Below are 17,331 nucleotides of genomic sequence, written 5' to 3' on the forward strand. Positions count from 1 at the left end.
CCCAGCGGTACCCGGCAGAGTAGCGCCGCCCGGTACCGCCCGGAAGCGTCAAGTGGCTGACTGTGACAGTTGGTTACTCTGTGTCACTCGAGGATTCGCCGCTGATGAGGCCGAGGCGGTAGCAGTGCCCCTGCCGCTCGGAGGACGGGATCGTGAAGACCTCGGCGAGCCGCATGCCCAGCCGCTCCGTGACCGCGATGGACCGGACGTTGCGCGCGTCGACCATCGCGACCACCTCCGCCACGCCCGCGTCGCGGACCCGCTCCAGCGTCTGCCGGGCGGCCGCCGTGACGTACCCCTTGCCCCAGTGCGCCCGCCCGAGCCGCCAGCCGATCTCGATCTCGCCCTTGGGGCCCCAGTCCCCGGGCCACGGCTGGGCGCCGGTGAACCCTATGACCTGCCCGGACTCGTCCACCATGGTCCACAGGCAGAAGCCGTGCTCGGCGTCGTGCCGGCGCTGGCGGGCGGTCAGCTCCTCGTAGACGGACAGCTCGGCGGGCCTGCCGCCGTGGAACTCCATGACGTCCGGGTCGGCGAAGATCCGGTGCCAGGCGACGGCGTCCTCGTCGGTGGGGACGCGCAACCGTACAACGGGGAGAGGTCGCTTCACTGGGCAGCCCTTCAGCCGGGTGATCGGTGACGCTGAATAGACTGCCCATGACCAGTGCCGGTCGGCACGCAGATTCCGAACTTGGGGAGATCCCGCCGTGACCGTCGAGACTGAGCCGCTCTCCGAGAACACCGCCGACGTGATCGTCGTGGGCGCGGGGCCGGCCGGCTCCACCACCGCGTACCACCTGGCCAAGTCGGGACTCGACGTCCTGCTGCTGGAGAAGACCGCCTTCCCCAGGGAGAAGGTCTGCGGCGACGGCCTGACGCCGCGCGCGGTCAAGCAGCTGGTCGCCATGGGCATCGACATCTCCGAGGAGGCCGGCTGGCTGCGCAACAAGGGCCTGCGCATCATCGGCGGCGGCTCCCGCCTCCAGCTGGACTGGCCGGACCTGGCCTCCTTCCCCGACTACGGGCTGGTCCGCAAGCGCGACGACTTCGACGAGCAGCTCGCCCGGCAGGCCCAGAAGGCCGGCGCGCGCCTGTACGAGCGCTGCAACGTCGGCGCGCCGGTCGTCGACGACCGCACCGGCCGCATCACCGGCGTGCACGCCAAGCTGGGCGAGGACAAGCGCGAGGTCACCTTCCACGCGCCGCTGGTCGTGGCCGCCGACGGCAACTCCACCCGGCTGTCCCTGGCGATGGGCCTGCACCGCCGCGAGGACCGGCCCATGGGCGTCGCCGTGCGCACGTACTTCACCTCGCCCCGCCACGACGACGACTACCTGGAGTCCTGGCTGGAGCTGTGGGACCGGCGCGGCGCGCAGGACCGCCTGCTGCCGGGCTACGGCTGGATCTTCGGCATGGGCGACGGCACCTCGAACGTGGGCCTGGGCGTCCTGAACACCTCCGCCGCCTTCAAGGAGCTGGACTGGCGCGAGATCCTCAAGGCCTGGTGCGCGTCCATGCCGGAGGACTGGGGCTACACCCCGGACAACATGACCGGCCCGATCCGCGGCGCCGCCCTGCCCATGGCCTTCAACCGCCAGCCCCACTACACCAAGGGCCTGCTCCTCGTCGGCGACGCCGGCGGCCTGGTGAACCCCTTCAACGGCGAGGGCATCGCCTACGCCATGGAGTCCGGCCAGATCGCCGCCGACGTCGTCGTCCAGGCCCACGCGCGGGCCACGCCGGCGCAGCGCGAGGCCGCCCTGCAGCGCTACCCGCGCGTCCTGAAGGACACCTACGGCGGCTACTACACGCTGGGCCGCGCCTTCGTGAAGCTCATCGGCAACCCGAAGGTCATGCAGATCGCGACCCAGCGCGGCCTCACCCACCCGATCCTGATGAAGTTCACCCTGAAGATGCTCGCCAACCTGACGGACCCGACGGGCGGCGACGCGATGGACCGCATCATCAACGGACTGAGCAAGGTCGCGCCGAAGGCGTGAGCCCGGGGCCCGGCCGTCGGCCGGGCCCCGAGGCCGGTCAGGCGGTGAAGGCCGCGGCGTTGGCCGCCCGGCGCGCGAAGACTTCCTCGCGCCGGTCCGCCGACTGCCGCAGCGCCGCCTTCCGTTCCCGGCCGGAGAGCCGGTCCAGGTAGACCTGCCCGTTCACGTGGTCGGTCTCGTGGGCCAGGCAGCGCGCGAAGTAACCGGTGCCCTCGACGACCAGCGGCGCGCCGTCCTTGTCCAGACCGCGCACGACGGCCCGGTCGGGCCGCGGTACGACCATGGTGGCGCCCGGCACCGACAGGCACCCCTCGCCCTCGTCGAGCAGCCGCCGCGCGGCCGGGTCGAGGGCGTCCAGGACCGGATTCACGATGTGCCCGACATGTCGGACACCGTCGTCGTCCGGGCAGTCGTAGACGAACAGGCGCAGGCCGACCCCGACCTGATTGGCCGCCAGCCCGGCCCCCTCCGCGATGTACATCGTGCGGAACATGTCGTCGATGAGCGCGGCGAGGTCGGGCCCGAACTCCGTGACGTCACGGCACGGCCTGTGCAGCACCTCCTCGCCCACCTCGGTGACGCGTCGCACCGATCCGCGCCGGGCCTCGGGTGCGAACGGGGGATAGGAGGCGGTGGGCCGCCCCTGTACGAAGACGCTCGGCATGACGTTGTCTCTCCTTCGGCTCGTGGACGGGCCGGAGGGAACCGGCCCGCGCCCGAGCATGCCAGGAGCCCGCGAAGGGCCGCAGCCCCCGAGCGGCTGCGGCCCTTTCGCGGATACGGGCGGGTGCGGCTTACAGCACGCGCACCGCGCCGCTCGGCGGGTCGTAGGACAGCGGCCTCTCGACGACACCGGTGGAGGAGTTCTGCGCGCCGACGAACATGCCGCCGCCGACATAGACACCCACGTGGTAGGCGCTGCCCGCGCCGCCCCAGTAGAGGATGTCGCCCGGCTGGAGGTTGTCCAGACCGACCTGGGTGCCGGCCGTGGACTGCGCCTGGGAGACGCGGGGCAGGCTGATGCCGACCTGCTTGAAGGCGGCCTGCACGAGACCGGAGCAGTCGTAGGCGGACGGGCCGGTGGCGCCGGAGACGTACGCCTTGCCGACCTGGGCCTGCACGAAGGAGACGACGGCGGCGGCCGAACCGGTGGCCGTGGACGTGCTGGTGCTGGTGCTGCTGTTGCTGCTCGTGCCGGTGGAGGAGCCGGTGTCCGAGGAAGCGCTCAGGGTGGTGCGCTCGGCGGCGCGCGAGGCGCGCTCGGCGGCCTCCTTGCGCGCGGCCTCCTCGGCCTTCTTCTTCGCCTCCGCGGCCTTCTTCTTGGCCTCGGCGAGGTCCGTCTTGGCCTGCTTGGCGGCCTTGGCGGCCGCCGCGTCACGCTCGGCCTGCAGCTGGTAGCTCGCGGCCGCCTGCTGCGTGACGTCCGCGGACTGGGCGACCTGAGCGGCCAGGTCGGCCGTCAGGGTGGGCAGTTCGAGGGTCTGCGTCACCGGTTCGGCCGCGTTGGCCGACCCCGACGCACCGGCCACTGCCAGGGTGCTGAGGACGCCACCGGCAACTCCGGCCCGCATCGCGATCGTCGACGCGCTGCGGCGGGGCTTCCGGTGGCTGCGTATGTGAGCGGTGTGGGACATAGGGACAACCGGTATCAGTAGCTCCTCCATACCTTCAAGAAACGTGTGCTGCGCCACAGTTGTTCAATCGAGCCGCCGAATCCCGGGCGTGTCGCTCTTTATTGACGCCGTAACGGACATAGCGGACGGGCCGTAACCGGCCTGTGATCACGGTCTTTGATCGTTACGCCCGAATTGCCCCGCGCTTACCACTTGTTGGGACACTTGGCCAAGCCCGGTTCTCAGACGCCTCTCATCGATGTGGCGCAGGTCACGGAACGGTTACCCCGACGCGCGCGTCCGTCGCGTGCGAGGCGCCCGGTGGTGTCCGCCGGTGCTCGTGAACGCGTGCACGTGTCCACATCGGCCCCCGGTCCTCCCCCTCAGGTGTGAACGCCTCCTCTATCAAGGGTGTGCGTCCAGCGCCAATTTGCATGCAAGGGAAGTCTCTTGATATGGAGACGCACCCTGCTCGGGCCCTCTGGCCAGCGGCGACGAGCGAAATTGTCACCTCTGGTGATCAGGTGAACGCTTCTTGTGTGAAGATCACCGCTCATCCGACTTCATGATCGTTCGTCAGGTGGTGGAGATCACAAAGCTTGTGCAATACCCCGTGTCGCAGATCACAGAGCGTCGGGCATAGGATGCGAGGCAGTTGGGCTTGTGACCTGCTTCACATGTTCGCGATCTTCGTCGGGACGGGCGGGGCTCGTGGGGCTGTTGGGGCGGCAGTGAGTCCAGTGCAACCGCCAGCAGTCAGTGCCGACTGAGAGGAGCGAGGAGCGGTGAACGCGTATGCGCCCATCCTCGTACTGGGAGCCCTCGGGGCAGGCTTTGCGATCTTCTCCGTGGTGATGGCCACGCTGATCGGTCCGAAGCGGTACAACCGGGCGAAGCTCGAGGCCTACGAGTGCGGCATCGAGCCGACCCCCACGCCGGCCGGCGGCGGGCGCTTCCCCATCAAGTACTACCTGACGGCGATGCTCTTCATCATCTTCGATATCGAGATCGTCTTCCTCTACCCCTGGGCCGTCACCTTCGACGCCCTGGGGATTTTCGGGCTCGTGGAGATGCTGCTCTTCGTGCTCACCGTCTTCGTCGCGTACGCGTACGTATGGCGGCGCGGCGGCCTGGAATGGGACTGAGGGGCCTTTGACATGGGACTCGAAGAAAAACTGCCGAGCGGCTTCCTGCTGACCACCGTCGAGCAGGCCGCGGGCTGGGTGCGCAAATCATCCGTCTTCCCGGCCACGTTCGGCCTCGCCTGCTGTGCCATCGAGATGATGACCACCGGCGCCGGCCGCTACGACCTGGCGCGCTTCGGCATGGAGGTCTTCCGCGGCTCGCCGCGGCAGGCGGACCTGATGATCGTCGCGGGCCGGGTCAGCCAGAAGATGGCGCCGGTGCTGCGGCAGGTCTACGACCAGATGCCGAACCCGAAGTGGGTCATCTCCATGGGGGTCTGCGCCTCCTCGGGCGGCATGTTCAACAACTACGCCATCGTCCAGGGCGTCGACCACGTCGTCCCGGTCGACATCTACCTCCCCGGCTGCCCGCCGCGCCCCGAGATGCTGATGGACGCCATCCTCAAGCTCCACCAGAAGATCCAGGGCTCCAAGCTCGGCGTGAACGCCGAGGAGGCGGCCCGCGAGGCGGAGGAGGCGGCGCTCAAGGCCCTGCCCACGATCGAGATGAAGGGGCTGCTGCGGTGAGCGACGCGAACAACACCGCGGGTGACGCGAACGGGGTCAACCCCGAGAAGGACCTGTCCGCGGAGAACCTCCCCGGCCAGCGGGGCCGGGGCGGCGAGGAGATCCGCGTCCAGCGCGGCATGTTCGGTGCCAACAACGGCGGCGACACCTCCGGCTACGGCGGCCTGGTCCGCTCCGTCCGGCTCCCCGGCCCGGCGAGCAGGCCCTACGGCGGGTGGTTCGACGAGGTCGCCGACGAACTCGAGGGCGCCCTGGAGGAGCAGGGACTCCTGCCCGACAACGCCATCGAGAAGACGGTCGTCGACCGCGGCGAGCTGACCTTCCACATCGAGCGCGAACACCTGGTCCGCGTCGCCCGCACCCTGCGCGACGACCCGGCCCTGCGCTTCGAACTGTGCACCGGCGTCAGCGGCGTCCACTACCCGCACGACAAGGGCCGCGAGCTGCACGCCGTCTACCACCTGCGCTCGATCACCCACAACCGGCTGATCCGCCTCGAAGTCAGCGCGCCCGACAGCGACCCGCACATCCCGTCCCTGTTCTCCGTCTACCCGACGAACGACTGGCACGAGCGCGAGACGTACGACTTCTTCGGCATCGTCTTCGACGGTCACCCGGCCCTGACGCGGATCATGATGCCGGACGACTGGCAAGGCTTTCCGCAGCGCAAGGACTACCCCCTCGGCGGCATCCCCGTCGAGTACAAGGGCGCCCAGATCCCGGCTCCGGACCAGCGGAGGTCGTACTCGTGAGCACTTCCCACGCATCCCCTCGCGAGACCACCGAGGGCACCGTCTACACGGTCACCGGCGGCGACTGGGACGAGGTCGTCCAGTCCGCGGCCCGCGCCGACGACGAGCGCATCGTCGTCAACATGGGCCCGCAGCACCCGTCCACCCACGGAGTCCTCCGCCTCATCCTGGAGATCGACGGCGAGACGGTCACCGAGGCCCGCTGCGGCATCGGCTACCTGCACACCGGCATCGAGAAGAACCTCGAGTACCGGACCTGGACGCAGGGCACCACGTTCGTGACCCGCATGGACTACCTGACCTCGTTCTTCAACGAGACGGCGTACTGCCTGGGCGTCGAGAAGCTCCTCGGCGTCGAGGACCAGATCCCCGACCGGGCCACGCTCATCCGGGTCCTGCTCATGGAGCTGAACCGGCTCTCCTCCCACCTGGTGTGCATCGCCACCGGCGGCATGGAGCTGGGCGCGACCACGATCATGATCTACGGCTTCCGCGACCGGGAACTGATCCTCGACATCTACGAGCTGATCACCGGCCTGCGCATGAACCACGCGTTCATCCGCCCCGGCGGACTCGCCCAGGACCTGCCGCCGGGCGCGGTGGACCACATCCGCGAGTTCGTGAAGAAGATGAAGAAGAACCTCCCGGAGTACGACAAGCTCGCCACCGGGAACCCCATCTTCAAGGCCCGCATGCAGGACGTCGGCTACCTCGACCTGTCCGGCTGCATGGCGCTGGGCGCCACCGGCCCGGTGCTCAGGTCCACCGGCCTGCCGCACGACCTTCGCAAGTCCCAGCCGTACTGCGGCTACGAGACGTTCGACTTCGACGTCCCGACCGCCGACACCTGCGACGCCTACGGCCGCTTCCTGATCCGGCTGGAGGAGATGCGCCAGTCGCTCAGGATCGTGGAGCAGTGCCTGGACCGGCTCCAGCCCGGCCCGGTCATGGTCGCCGACAAGAAGATCGCCTGGCCCGCCCAGCTCGCCCTGGGGCCGGACGGACTGGGCAACTCCCTCGACCACATCAAGAAGATCATGGGCACCTCCATGGAGGCCCTGATCCACCACTTCAAGCTGGTCACCGAGGGCTTCCGGGTGCCGCCGGGACAGGCGTACACGGCGGTCGAGTCGCCCAAGGGCGAGCTGGGGGTGCACGTCGTCTCCGACGGCGGCACCCGCCCCTTCCGGGTCCACTTCCGCGACCCGTCCTTCACCAACCTGCAGGCCATGGCGGCGATGTGCGAGGGCGGCCAGGTCGCCGACGTCATCGTCGCCGTGGCGTCCATCGACCCCGTGATGGGAGGCGTCGACCGGTGACCACCTCTTCTTCGGAGCGGGGCGTCAGCCTGGGCATGCCGGAACTGCCCGCGCCCGCCTACCCGGACGACGTCCGGGCCCGGCTGGAGACCGACGCGCGCGAGGTCATCGCCCGCTACCCGGACTCCCGGTCCGCACTCCTGCCGCTGCTGCACCTCGTGCAGTCGGAGGAGGGGCACGTCACGCGCACCGGGATGCAGTTCTGCGCGGACATGCTGGGCCTCACCACCGCCGAGGTCACCGCGGTCGCCACCTTCTACACCATGTACCGGCGCAGGCCGAGCGGCGACTACCAGGTCGGCGTGTGCACCAACACGCTGTGCGCGGTGATGGGCGGCGACGCCATCTTCGAGTCCCTCCAGGAACACCTCGGCGTCGGCAACGGCGAGACCACCGAGGACGGCAAGGTCACCCTGGAGCACATCGAGTGCAACGCGGCCTGCGACTTCGCCCCGGTCGTGATGGTCAACTGGGAGTTCTTCGACAACCAGACCCCGGCGAGCGTCAAGGCCCTCGTCGACGACCTGCGCGCGGGACGGCCGGTGACGCCCACGCGCGGTGCGCCGCTGTGCACCTTCAAGGAGACCGCCCGGATCCTGGCGGGCTTCCCCGACGAGCGGGACGGCGCCGTCGCGGCCGGCGGCAGCGCGGGTCCCGCCTCCCTGGCCGGACTGAAGCTGGCGAAGGGCGAGGCGACCGCCGCGCGCGTGGTGCACCCGCGGGACGGCGGGCCGCACGACGAGCCGCAGGACCGGGCCGTGCACGACCCGTCCCCGACGGAACACCTCAGCTCGCACGATGCGCCGCAGGACACATCGGCATCCGACTCTGCCCACCCGGCAGGGCCTACCGCCGAGGAGGGGGAGTGATGACCGTGGCAGCCGAGATCAGGGGCAGCAGCCCGGAGAAGCTGCTCGCACCCGTGCTGTCGGCCTTCTGGGACGAGGACGAGTCCTGGACTCTCGACGTCTACCGGAGGCACGAGGGGTACGAGGGGCTCCGCAAGGCGCTGGCGATGGCGCCGGACGACCTGATCGCGTACGTCAAGGAGTCCGGTCTGCGCGGACGCGGCGGTGCCGGGTTCCCGACGGGGATGAAGTGGCAGTTCATTCCTCAGGGGGACGGCAAGCCTCACTATCTAGTTGTCAACGCCGACGAATCGGAGCCGGGGACCTGCAAGGACATCCCGCTCCTCTTCGCGAACCCGCACAGCCTCATCGAGGGCATCGTCATCGCGTGTTACGCCATCAGGTCTTCGCATGCCTTCATCTACCTGCGTGGTGAAGTCGTCCCAGTGCTGCGGCGGTTGCACGAGGCCGTGCGCGAGGCCTACGCGGCCGGCTTCCTCGGCGAGAACATCCTGGGCAGCGGACTCGACCTCGAACTCACCGTGCACGCGGGCGCTGGCGCGTACATCTGCGGTGAGGAGACCGCACTGCTCGACTCGCTCGAAGGCCGCCGGGGTCAACCGCGGCTCCGTCCCCCCTTTCCTGCCGTCGCGGGCCTCTATGCGTGCCCGACTGTGGTGAATAACGTCGAATCGATCGCTTCAGTTCCCGCGATCCTGAACAAGGGCAAGGACTGGTTCAGGTCGATGGGCAGCGAGAAGTCCCCGGGCTTCACGCTCTACTCGCTCAGCGGCCACGTCGCGGGCCCCGGCCAGTACGAGGCCCCGCTCGGCATCACGCTGCGCCAGCTCCTCGACATGAGCGGCGGCATGCGCCCCGGCCACCGGCTCAAGTTCTGGACGCCCGGCGGCTCCTCGACCCCGATGTTCACCGACGAGCACCTCGACGTCCCCCTCGACTACGAGGGAGTGGGCGCCGCCGGTTCCATGCTCGGCACCAAGGCGCTCCAGTGCTTCGACGAGACGACCTGCGTCGTGCGCGCCGTCACCCGCTGGACCGAGTTCTACGCCCACGAGTCCTGCGGCAAGTGCACACCGTGTCGCGAAGGCACGTACTGGCTCGTGCAGTTGCTGCGCGACATCGAGGCCGGCAAGGGACAGATGTCCGACCTCGACAAGCTGAACGACATCGCCGACAACATCAACGGCAAGTCCTTCTGCGCCCTCGGCGACGGTGCCGCCTCGCCGATCTTCTCCTCGCTCAAGTACTTCCGCGAGGAGTACGAGGAGCACATCACGGGCCGCGGCTGCCCCTTCGACCCGGCCAAGTCGACGGCCTGGGCCGACCGCACGGAGGTGAAGGCATGACAGTGACCACCAATGCTCCCTCGGGAGGGGGAGAGGCGGCGGTCCCGCCGGAGGACCTCGTGTCGCTGACGATCGACGGCGCCGAGATCAGCGTGCCCAAGGGCACCCTGGTCATCCGGGCCGCCGAGCAGCTCGGCATCGAGATCCCCCGGTTCTGCGACCACCCTCTCCTCGACCCGGCCGGCGCCTGCCGCCAGTGCATCGTCGAGGTCGAGGGCCAGCGCAAGCCCATGGCGTCCTGCACCATCACCTGCACCGACGGCATGGTGGTGAAGACGCAGCTCACCTCGCCCGTCGCCGAGAAGGCCCAGCACGGCGTGATGGAGCTGCTGCTCATCAACCACCCGCTGGACTGCCCCGTCTGCGACAAGGGCGGCGAGTGCCCCCTGCAGAACCAGGCCATGTCGCACGGCCAGGCCGACTCCCGCTTCGAGGGCAAGAAGCGCACCTACGAGAAGCCGGTGCCGATCTCGACGCAGGTCCTGCTCGACCGCGAGCGCTGCGTGCTGTGCGCCCGCTGCACCCGGTTCTCGAACCAGGTCGCGGGCGACCCGATGATCGAGCTGATCGAGCGGGGCGCGCTCCAGCAGGTCGGCACCGGCGAGGGCGATCCCTTCGAGTCGTACTTCTCCGGCAACACCATCCAGATCTGCCCGGTCGGCGCGCTCACCTCGGCGGCCTACCGGTTCCGCTCCCGGCCCTTCGACCTGATCTCCTCGCCGTCCGTGTGCGAGCACTGCTCCGGCGGCTGCGCGACCCGCACCGACCACCGGCGCGGCAAGGTCATGCGGCGTCTCGCGGCCAACGAGCCCGAGGTCAACGAGGAGTGGATCTGCGACAAGGGGCGCTTCGGATTCCGTTACGCCCAGCAGCGCGACCGGCTCACCACGCCCCTGGTCCGCAACGCCGAGGGCGAGCTGGAGCCGGCCTCCTGGCCGGAGGCGCTGCAGATCGCCGCGCAGGGACTGCTCGCCTCCCGGGGCCGCACCGGCGTCCTGGCCGGCGGGCGGCTCACCGTGGAGGACGCCTACGCGTACAGCAAGTTCGCGCGCGTGGCGCTCGACACCAACGACATCGACTTCCGCGCGCGCGTGCACAGCGCCGAGGAGGCCGACTTCCTGGCCGCCCACGTCGCCGGCCGCGGCCGCGACCTCGACGGCACCGGCGTCACGTACACGTCGCTGGAGAAGGCACCCGCCGTCCTGCTGGTCGGCTTCGAGGCCGAGGAGGAGGCGCCCGGCGTCTTCCTGAGGCTGCGCAAGGCCTGGCGCAAGCACGGACAGCAGGTCTTCTCGCTGGCCACGCACGCCACGCGGGGTCTTGAGAAGGCGGGCGGCACCCTGCTCCCCGCCGCCCCCGGCACCGAGACCGAGTGGCTGGACGCCCTGGCCGGCGGGGTCGGCCTGGAGGAGGACGGCACCCGGGCGGCCGAGGCGCTGCGCGCCGAGGGCGCCGTGATCGTCGTCGGCGAACGGCTGGCGTCCGTGGCCGGCGGCCTCACCTCCGCCGTACGGACCGCCGCCGCGACCGGCGCCCGGCTGGTGTGGATCCCGCGCCGGGCCGGGGAGCGCGGTGCGATCGAGGCGGGCGCGCTGCCGTCGCTGCTGCCCGGCGGACGCCCGGCGACCGACCCGCGCGCGCGTGAGGAGGTCGCCGCCGTGTGGGGTCTGGCCGACCTCCCGCACCGCTACGGCCGCGACACCGGCGAGATCGTCGAGGCGGCGGCCCGGGGCGAACTCCAGGCACTGCTGGTGGCGGGCGTGGAGGTCGCCGACCTGCCCGACCCCACGCGCGCGCGTGCCGCACTGGACGAGGCCGGGTTCGTGGTCTCGCTGGAGCTGCGGCCCGGCGAGGTCACCGAACGCGCCGACGTGGTCCTGCCCGTCGCCGCGGTCGCCGAGAAGCCCGGCACCTTCCTCAACTGGGAGGGCAGGGTGCGCTTCTTCGAGGCCGCGCTCAAGCCCGACCAGATGACCCGCCGTCTCGCCCCCACCGACGCCCGCGTCCTGCAGATGCTGGCCGACGCCATGGACGTGCACCTCGGCCTGCCCGATCTGCGCACCACGCGGGCGGAGATCGACCGGCTCGGCGCCTGGGACGGGCCGCGGGGCGGCGAGCCGCTGCAGACCGCGAGCGCGCTGCCGCGGCCGGCCGCCGGGGAGGCCGTACTGGCCGGGCACCGGCTGCTGCTCGACCAGGGGCTGCTCCAGCAGGGCGACGAGGCGCTGGCCGGCACCCGGCACGCCGCACACGCGCGCGTGTCGGCCGCCACGGCCGCCGAGGCGGGCGTCAAGGACGGCGACCTCCTCGCCGTGACCGGTCCCGCCGGAGTCGTCGCATTCCCGCTGCAGGTCACCGAGATGCCCGACCGGGTGGTCTGGCTCCCGCTGAACTCGGCCGGCAACGGCGTCGCCTCCGACGCCGGGGTCCTGCCCGGAACCCTCGTCCGCATCGGTCCGGCGACGCCCGAGGGCGCCGCCCCCAAGGAGGTGGAGGCATGAGCCCGTACCTCGCCGCTGAAGACCTCTCGATGTTCGGCACCGACCCCTGGTGGCTGGTCCTCCTCAAGGCGGTGTTCTGCTTCGCCTTCCTGATGGTGACCGTGCTGTTCTCCATCGTGTGGGAGCGCAAGGTCGTCGCCTGGATGCAGCTGCGCATCGGCCCGAACCGGCACGGCCCCTGGGGCATGCTCCAGTCGCTCGCCGACGGCATCAAGCTGATGCTCAAGGAAGACGTCGTCGTCAAGCGCGCCGACAAGGCGGTCTACGTCCTCGCGCCGATCGTGGCGGCCATCCCGGCCTTCATGGCGATCGCGGTGATCCCCTTCGGACCGGCCGGCAACGAGGTCTCGATCTTCGGCCACCGCACCGCCATGCAGCTCACCGACCTGCCGATCGCGATGCTGTTCATCCTGGCGGTCGCCTCGGTCGGCATCTACGGCATCGTGCTCGCCGGCTGGAGCTCCGGATCGACGTACCCGCTGCTCGGCGGACTGCGCTCGTGCGCGCAGATGATCTCCTACGAGATCGCGATGGGCGCGGCGTTCGCCTCGGTGTTCCTGTACTCCGGTTCGATGTCGACGTCGGAGATCGTCGCCCAGCAGGACGACCGCTGGTACATCGTGCTGCTGCCGGTCTCCTTCATCCTCTACATCGTCACGATGGTCGGCGAGACCAACCGCGCCCCCTTCGACATGCCCGAGTCCGAGGGCGACCTGGTGGGCGGCTTCAACACCGAGTACTCGTCGATCAAGTTCGCGATGTTCATGCTCGCCGAGTACGTGAACATGGTGACGGTCTCCGCGGTCGCCACCACGCTGTTCCTCGGCGGCTGGCGGGCCCCCTGGCCGATCAGCACCTTCTGGGAGGGCGCCAACCACGGCTGGTGGCCGCTGCTCTGGTTCGTGGTCAAGGTCCAGCTGCTGCTCTTCTTCTTCATCTGGCTGCGCGGCACCCTGCCCCGGGTCCGCTACGACCAGTTGATGAAGCTCGGCTGGAAGGTACTGATCCCGGTCTCGCTGGTCTGGCTGATGCTGGTCGCGACCGTGCGGGCGCTGAGGAACGAGAACTACGGCTTCAGCGACATCGCCCTCTACATCGGCGGCGGCGTCCTGGTCCTGCTGCTGTTGTCCTTCCTCGTGGACATGTACCGCGACAAGGGCGGCAAGGCCGCCGAACCGCCCGCCGAGACCGGGGCCACCTTCGACCCGATGGCCGGCGGATTCCCCGTCCCGCCGATGCCCGGACAGGAAGTACCACCGGTGCCCAGGCGCCGTCCCCGCCGGGAGCGGGAGCTGATTGTCAGTGGCGGGCCCGATACTCACAGTGACGGACCTGTGGGCGGATCTACGGATGGAAAGGAGGCGTCCGATGGCTGAGGAACACAAGGAACACAGGGACAACGCGGAACACGGTGAGCACAAGGGGACCGACCCCGGTTTCCTGAACCCCGTGGCCGGCTTCGGCGTGACCTTCAAGGCCATGTTCAAGAAGCGGCTGACCGAGCAGTACCCGGAGCAGCAGAAGACCACCGCTCCGCGCTTCCACGGACGGCACCAGCTCAACCGCCATCCGGACGGCCTGGAGAAGTGCGTCGGCTGCGAGTTGTGCGCCTGGGCCTGTCCCGCCGACGCCATCTACGTGGAGGGCGCGGACAACACCGACGAGGAGCGCTACTCGCCCGGTGAGCGGTACGGCCGCGTCTACCAGATCAACTACGCCCGCTGCATCCTGTGCGGCCTGTGCATCGAGGCGTGCCCCACGCGCGCGCTGACGATGACCAACGAGTTCGAGCTGGCCGACTCCAGCCGCGCCAACCTCATCTTCACCAAGGACCAGCTGCTCGCCGGTCTGGAGGAGGGCATGGTCGACTCGCCGCACGCCATCTACCCGGGCACCGACGAGCAGGACTACTACCGGGGCCTGGTGACCGAGGCCGCGCCCGGCACGGTCCAGCAGGTCGCCCACTCCAAGGGAGAGGTCGTCCAGGAGGGCGACTCGACCTTCGGCGGGACGGAGCCTGCTTCGGAGGAGGTGATCCGCCGATGAGCGCGCAGCTCGCCGCCGCGACGACGCTCGCCGCCGGCACCTCCACCGGAGAGGCCGTCCAGTTCTGGCTCCTCGGCACCGTCGCGGTGATCGGCGCCCTGTGCACCGTCTTCATGAAGAAGGCCGTGCACAGCGCGCTGTGCCTGGCCGGGACCATGATCGTCCTGGCGGTGTTCTACCTCGCCAACGGCGCCTACTTCCTCGGCATCGTGCAGATCGTCGTCTACACCGGCGCCATCATGATGCTGTTCCTGTTCGTGGTGATGCTCGTCGGTGTCACCGCGGCGGACTCGCTGAAGGAGACCATCAAGGGCCAGCGCTGGCTGGCCCTGCTGTCCGGGCTCGGCTTCGGCATCCTGCTGATCGCCGGCATCGGCAACGCCTCCGTCTCGGAGTTCACCGGCCTCGCCCAGGCGAACGCGAACGGCAACGTGGAGGGCATCGCGTCCCTCATCTTCACCAAGTACGTCTTCGCCTTCGAGATCACCGGCGCCCTGCTCATCACGGCCGCCGTCGGCGCCATGGTGCTCACCCACCGCGAGCGCACCGAGCGGGCCAGGACCCAGCGCGAGCTGTCCGAGCAGCGCGTCCGCGACGGCAAGTACCTGCCGCCGCTGCCGGCACCCGGTGTGTACGCCCGGCACAACGCCGTCGACATCGCGGGCCTGCTGCCCGACGGCACCCCCTCCGAGCTGACCGTCAGCAAGACGCTGCGCGAGCGGGGCCAGATCCGCGACGTGTCGATGGAGGCGCTGGGGGATCTGAAGGCTCTGGAGCAGCGGTCCCAGGAGCGGCTGGAACGCAAGGCGGTCGACCCGGTGGGCTCCGGCCGCTCCGGCCCGGGCGGGACCGGCTCCGAGCGGTCCGGCTCCGAGCGGTCCGAGGAGGCGTCGAAGTGAATCCGGTCAACTACCTCTACCTCGCGGCCCTGTTGTTCACGATCGGCGCCACGGGTGTGCTGATCCGGCGCAACGCGATCGTGGTCTTCATGTGCATCGAGCTGATGCTCAACGCCTGCAACCTCGCGTTCGTCGCCTTCTCCCGGATGCACGGCAATCTCGACGGCCAGATCATCGCCTTCTTCACGATGGTCGTCGCCGCCGCGGAGGTCGTGGTCGGGCTCGCGATCATCGTGTCCCTGTTCCGTTCCCGCCACTCGGCCTCGGTCGACGACGCCAGCCTGATGAAGTTGTGAGGGGCTGAAACGTGGAGAACCTGATTGCGCTGCTGGTGGCGGCGCCCCTGCTCGGAGCGGTGGTCCTGCTGTGCGGCGGACGCCGGCTGGACCGCGTGGGCCACTGGATCGGCACCCTGCTGGCCGCCGTGTCCTTCGTGCTCGGCGTCGTCCTCTTCGCCGACCTGCTCGGCAGCGGCGCCGAGGACCGCACCCTGACGCAGCACCTGTTCAGCTGGATCCCGGTGGAGGGCTTCCAGGCCGACGTCGCCTTCCGGCTCGACCAGCTGTCGATGACGTTCGTCCTGCTGATCACCGGCGTCGGCTCGCTCATCCACCTGTACTCGGTCGCGTACATGGAGCACGACGAGCGCCGCCGCCGCTTCTTCGGCTACCTGAACCTGTTCCTCGCGGCGATGCTGATCCTCGTCCTCGCCGACAACTACCTGCTGCTGTACGTCGGCTGGGAGGGTGTCGGTCTCGCCTCCTACCTGCTGATCGGCTTCTGGCAGCACAAGCCCAGCGCCGCCACCGCCGCGAAGAAGGCCTTCCTGGTCAACCGCGTCGGCGACATGGGCCTGTCCATCGCGATCATGCTGATGTTCCTGTGGTTCGGCACCTTCGCCTTCGGGCCGGTGCTCGGCGGCCACGGGGAGGCCGGGCTCGCGAGCGGGGCGGACGAGGGCAAGCTCACCGCGATCGCCCTGATGCTGCTGCTCGCGGCCTGCGGCAAGTCCGCGCAGGTGCCGCTGCAGTCCTGGCTCGGGGACGCGATGGAGGGCCCGACCCCGGTCTCGGCCCTCATCCACGCCGCGACCATGGTCACGGCGGGCGTGTACCTGATCGTCCGGTCCGGTGCGATCTTCAACGGCGCGCCCGACGCGCAGTTGGTGGTCACCATCGTGGGCGCGGTCACGCTGCTCTTCGGTGCGATCGTCGGTTGCGCCAAGGACGACATCAAGAAGGCGCTGGCCGGCTCGACCATGTCGCAGATCGGCTACATGGTGCTGGCCGCGGGCCTCGGCCCCATCGGCTACGTCTTCGCGATCATGCACCTGGTGACGCACGGCTTCTTCAAGGCCGGGCTGTTCCTCGGCGCCGGTTCCGTCATGCACGGCATGAACGACGAGGTCGACATGCGCCGCTACGGCGGACTGCGCAAGTACATGCCGGTCACCTTCGTCACCTTCGGCCTCGGCTACCTCGCCATCATCGGCTTCCCCGGCCTGTCCGGCTTCTTCTCCAAGGACAAGATCATCGAGGCGGCGTTCGCCAAGGGCGGCACCGAGGGCTGGATCCTCGGCGCCTGCGCCCTGCTGGGCGCGGCCATCACCGCGTACTACATGACGCGCGTGATGCTGATGACGTTCTTCGGCGAGGAGCGCTGGCGCAACGCCCCGACGCCGTCCCCGGCCCAGCCCGACGTGGAGCCCGCCGCCGAGACGCGCGGCGCGTACGAGCCGCCGCACCCGCACGAGTCACCGAGTCTCATGACGATCCCGATGATCGTGCTGGCCGTCGGATCGGTCGCGGGCGGTGCCTTCTTCAGCATCGGCGACCGCTTCCTGCACTGGCTGGAGCCCATCACCGGGCACAGCCACGGCGACGCGCCGATCAGCGCCGGGGCGGTCACCGGGGCGACGGTGGCCTGCATGGTCGTCGGCGTCGCCCTCGCCTGGGCGCAGTACGGGCGCCGTCCGGTCCCGGCCGTCGCCCCGCGCGGGTCGCTGCTCACCCGGGCCGCCCGCCGCGACCTGCTCCAGGACGACTTCAACCACGTGGTCCTGGTCCGCGGCGGCGAGCACCTCACGCGCTCCCTGGTCTACGTCGACCACACCCTGGTCGACGGAGTCGTCAACGGCACGGCGGCCTCGGTCGGCGGCCTGTCCGGGCGGATGCGCAAGCTGCAGAACGGCTTCGCGCGCTCGTACGCGGTCTCGATGTTCGGCGGTGCGGCGCTCCTGGTCGCCGCGACCCTGCTGATGAGGGCGGTCTGATA

16 protein-coding genes are annotated in these 17,331 nt (G+C 69.9%); 13 read left to right on the plus strand and 3 right to left on the minus strand.

The window, feature by feature from the left end:
- Positions 1–73 precede the first annotated feature (73 nt).
- Positions 74–610, minus strand: coding sequence for a GNAT family N-acetyltransferase (locus K7854_RS21595; RefSeq protein WP_226028194.1), 537 nt, complete (start codon positions 608–610; stop codon positions 74–76).
- Positions 611–707: 97 nt separating this feature from the next.
- Here K7854_RS21595 and K7854_RS21600 point away from each other — a divergent pair, with 97 nt between their 5' ends.
- Positions 708–2,000 (plus strand): geranylgeranyl reductase family protein, encoded by a 1,293-nt coding sequence (locus tag K7854_RS21600; protein ID WP_226028195.1) that lies wholly within the window; start codon positions 708–710, stop codon positions 1,998–2,000.
- 37 nt (positions 2,001–2,037) lie between these two features.
- Here K7854_RS21600 and def read toward each other — a convergent pair whose 3' ends face one another.
- Positions 2,038–2,664 (minus strand): peptide deformylase, encoded by a 627-nt coding sequence (def, locus tag K7854_RS21605; RefSeq protein WP_226028196.1) that lies wholly within the window; start codon positions 2,662–2,664, stop codon positions 2,038–2,040.
- Positions 2,665–2,794: 130 nt separating this feature from the next.
- Entirely contained in the window at positions 2,795–3,634 is an 840-nt protein-coding gene (locus tag K7854_RS21610; RefSeq protein ID WP_226028197.1) for a C40 family peptidase, read from the minus strand.
- A gap of 764 nt (positions 3,635–4,398) precedes the next feature.
- Here K7854_RS21610 and K7854_RS21615 point away from each other — a divergent pair.
- From K7854_RS21615 to nuoL, 12 genes are read left to right on the plus strand one after another with little or no spacing between them, the layout of a single operon-like run.
- Positions 4,399–4,758 carry an NADH-quinone oxidoreductase subunit A gene (locus tag K7854_RS21615; RefSeq protein ID WP_003974383.1) on the plus strand — a complete coding sequence of 120 codons (360 nt, stop codon included), beginning with the start codon at positions 4,399–4,401 and terminating at the stop codon, positions 4,756–4,758.
- Between the two features lie 12 nt (positions 4,759–4,770).
- The gene (locus K7854_RS21620) at positions 4,771–5,325 is read left to right on the plus strand and encodes a NuoB/complex I 20 kDa subunit family protein (protein WP_031035164.1); all 555 of its coding nucleotides are present in this window, start codon (positions 4,771–4,773) and stop codon (positions 5,323–5,325) included.
- Entirely contained in the window at positions 5,322–6,077 is a 756-nt protein-coding gene (locus K7854_RS21625; RefSeq protein WP_226028198.1) for an NADH-quinone oxidoreductase subunit C, read from the plus strand. The genes K7854_RS21620 and K7854_RS21625 overlap by 4 nt, the downstream gene beginning before the upstream one ends.
- Complete coding sequence (locus tag K7854_RS21630; protein WP_226028199.1) at positions 6,074–7,396, plus strand: NADH-quinone oxidoreductase subunit D; 1,323 nt, start codon at positions 6,074–6,076, stop codon at positions 7,394–7,396. Before K7854_RS21625 ends, K7854_RS21630 begins: the two co-directional genes overlap by 4 nt.
- Positions 7,393–8,265: an NADH-quinone oxidoreductase subunit NuoE gene (gene nuoE, locus K7854_RS21635; protein WP_226028200.1), complete on the plus strand. Its 873-nt coding sequence runs from the start codon at positions 7,393–7,395 to the stop codon at positions 8,263–8,265. Before K7854_RS21630 ends, nuoE begins: the two co-directional genes overlap by 4 nt.
- Entirely contained in the window at positions 8,262–9,611 is a 1,350-nt protein-coding gene (nuoF, locus tag K7854_RS21640) for an NADH-quinone oxidoreductase subunit NuoF (RefSeq protein ID WP_176154238.1), read from the plus strand. Before nuoE ends, nuoF begins: the two co-directional genes overlap by 4 nt.
- Positions 9,608–12,112 (plus strand): NADH-quinone oxidoreductase subunit G, encoded by a 2,505-nt coding sequence (locus K7854_RS21645; RefSeq protein WP_226028201.1) that lies wholly within the window; start codon positions 9,608–9,610, stop codon positions 12,110–12,112. Before nuoF ends, K7854_RS21645 begins: the two co-directional genes overlap by 4 nt.
- Positions 12,109–13,488 (plus strand): NADH-quinone oxidoreductase subunit NuoH, encoded by a 1,380-nt coding sequence (nuoH, locus tag K7854_RS21650; RefSeq protein ID WP_226028202.1) that lies wholly within the window; start codon positions 12,109–12,111, stop codon positions 13,486–13,488. The genes K7854_RS21645 and nuoH overlap by 4 nt, the downstream gene beginning before the upstream one ends.
- Positions 13,481–14,158, plus strand: a complete 678-nt coding sequence (gene nuoI / locus K7854_RS21655; RefSeq protein ID WP_226028203.1) for an NADH-quinone oxidoreductase subunit NuoI — start codon at positions 13,481–13,483, stop codon at positions 14,156–14,158. Before nuoH ends, nuoI begins: the two co-directional genes overlap by 8 nt.
- Positions 14,155–15,057 carry an NADH-quinone oxidoreductase subunit J gene (locus K7854_RS21660; protein WP_226028204.1) on the plus strand — a complete coding sequence of 301 codons (903 nt, stop codon included), beginning with the start codon at positions 14,155–14,157 and terminating at the stop codon, positions 15,055–15,057. Before nuoI ends, K7854_RS21660 begins: the two co-directional genes overlap by 4 nt.
- Positions 15,054–15,353 (plus strand): NADH-quinone oxidoreductase subunit NuoK, encoded by a 300-nt coding sequence (nuoK, locus tag K7854_RS21665; protein WP_003974374.1) that lies wholly within the window; start codon positions 15,054–15,056, stop codon positions 15,351–15,353. The genes K7854_RS21660 and nuoK overlap by 4 nt, the downstream gene beginning before the upstream one ends.
- 11 nt (positions 15,354–15,364) lie before the next feature.
- Positions 15,365–17,329 (plus strand): NADH-quinone oxidoreductase subunit L, encoded by a 1,965-nt coding sequence (gene nuoL / locus K7854_RS21670; protein WP_226028205.1) that lies wholly within the window; start codon positions 15,365–15,367, stop codon positions 17,327–17,329.
- The last annotated feature ends 2 nt before the right edge of the window (positions 17,330–17,331 follow it).

Source organism: Streptomyces hyderabadensis (assembly GCF_020404845.1).
Classification (GTDB): domain Bacteria; phylum Actinomycetota; class Actinomycetes; order Streptomycetales; family Streptomycetaceae; genus Streptomyces; species Streptomyces hyderabadensis.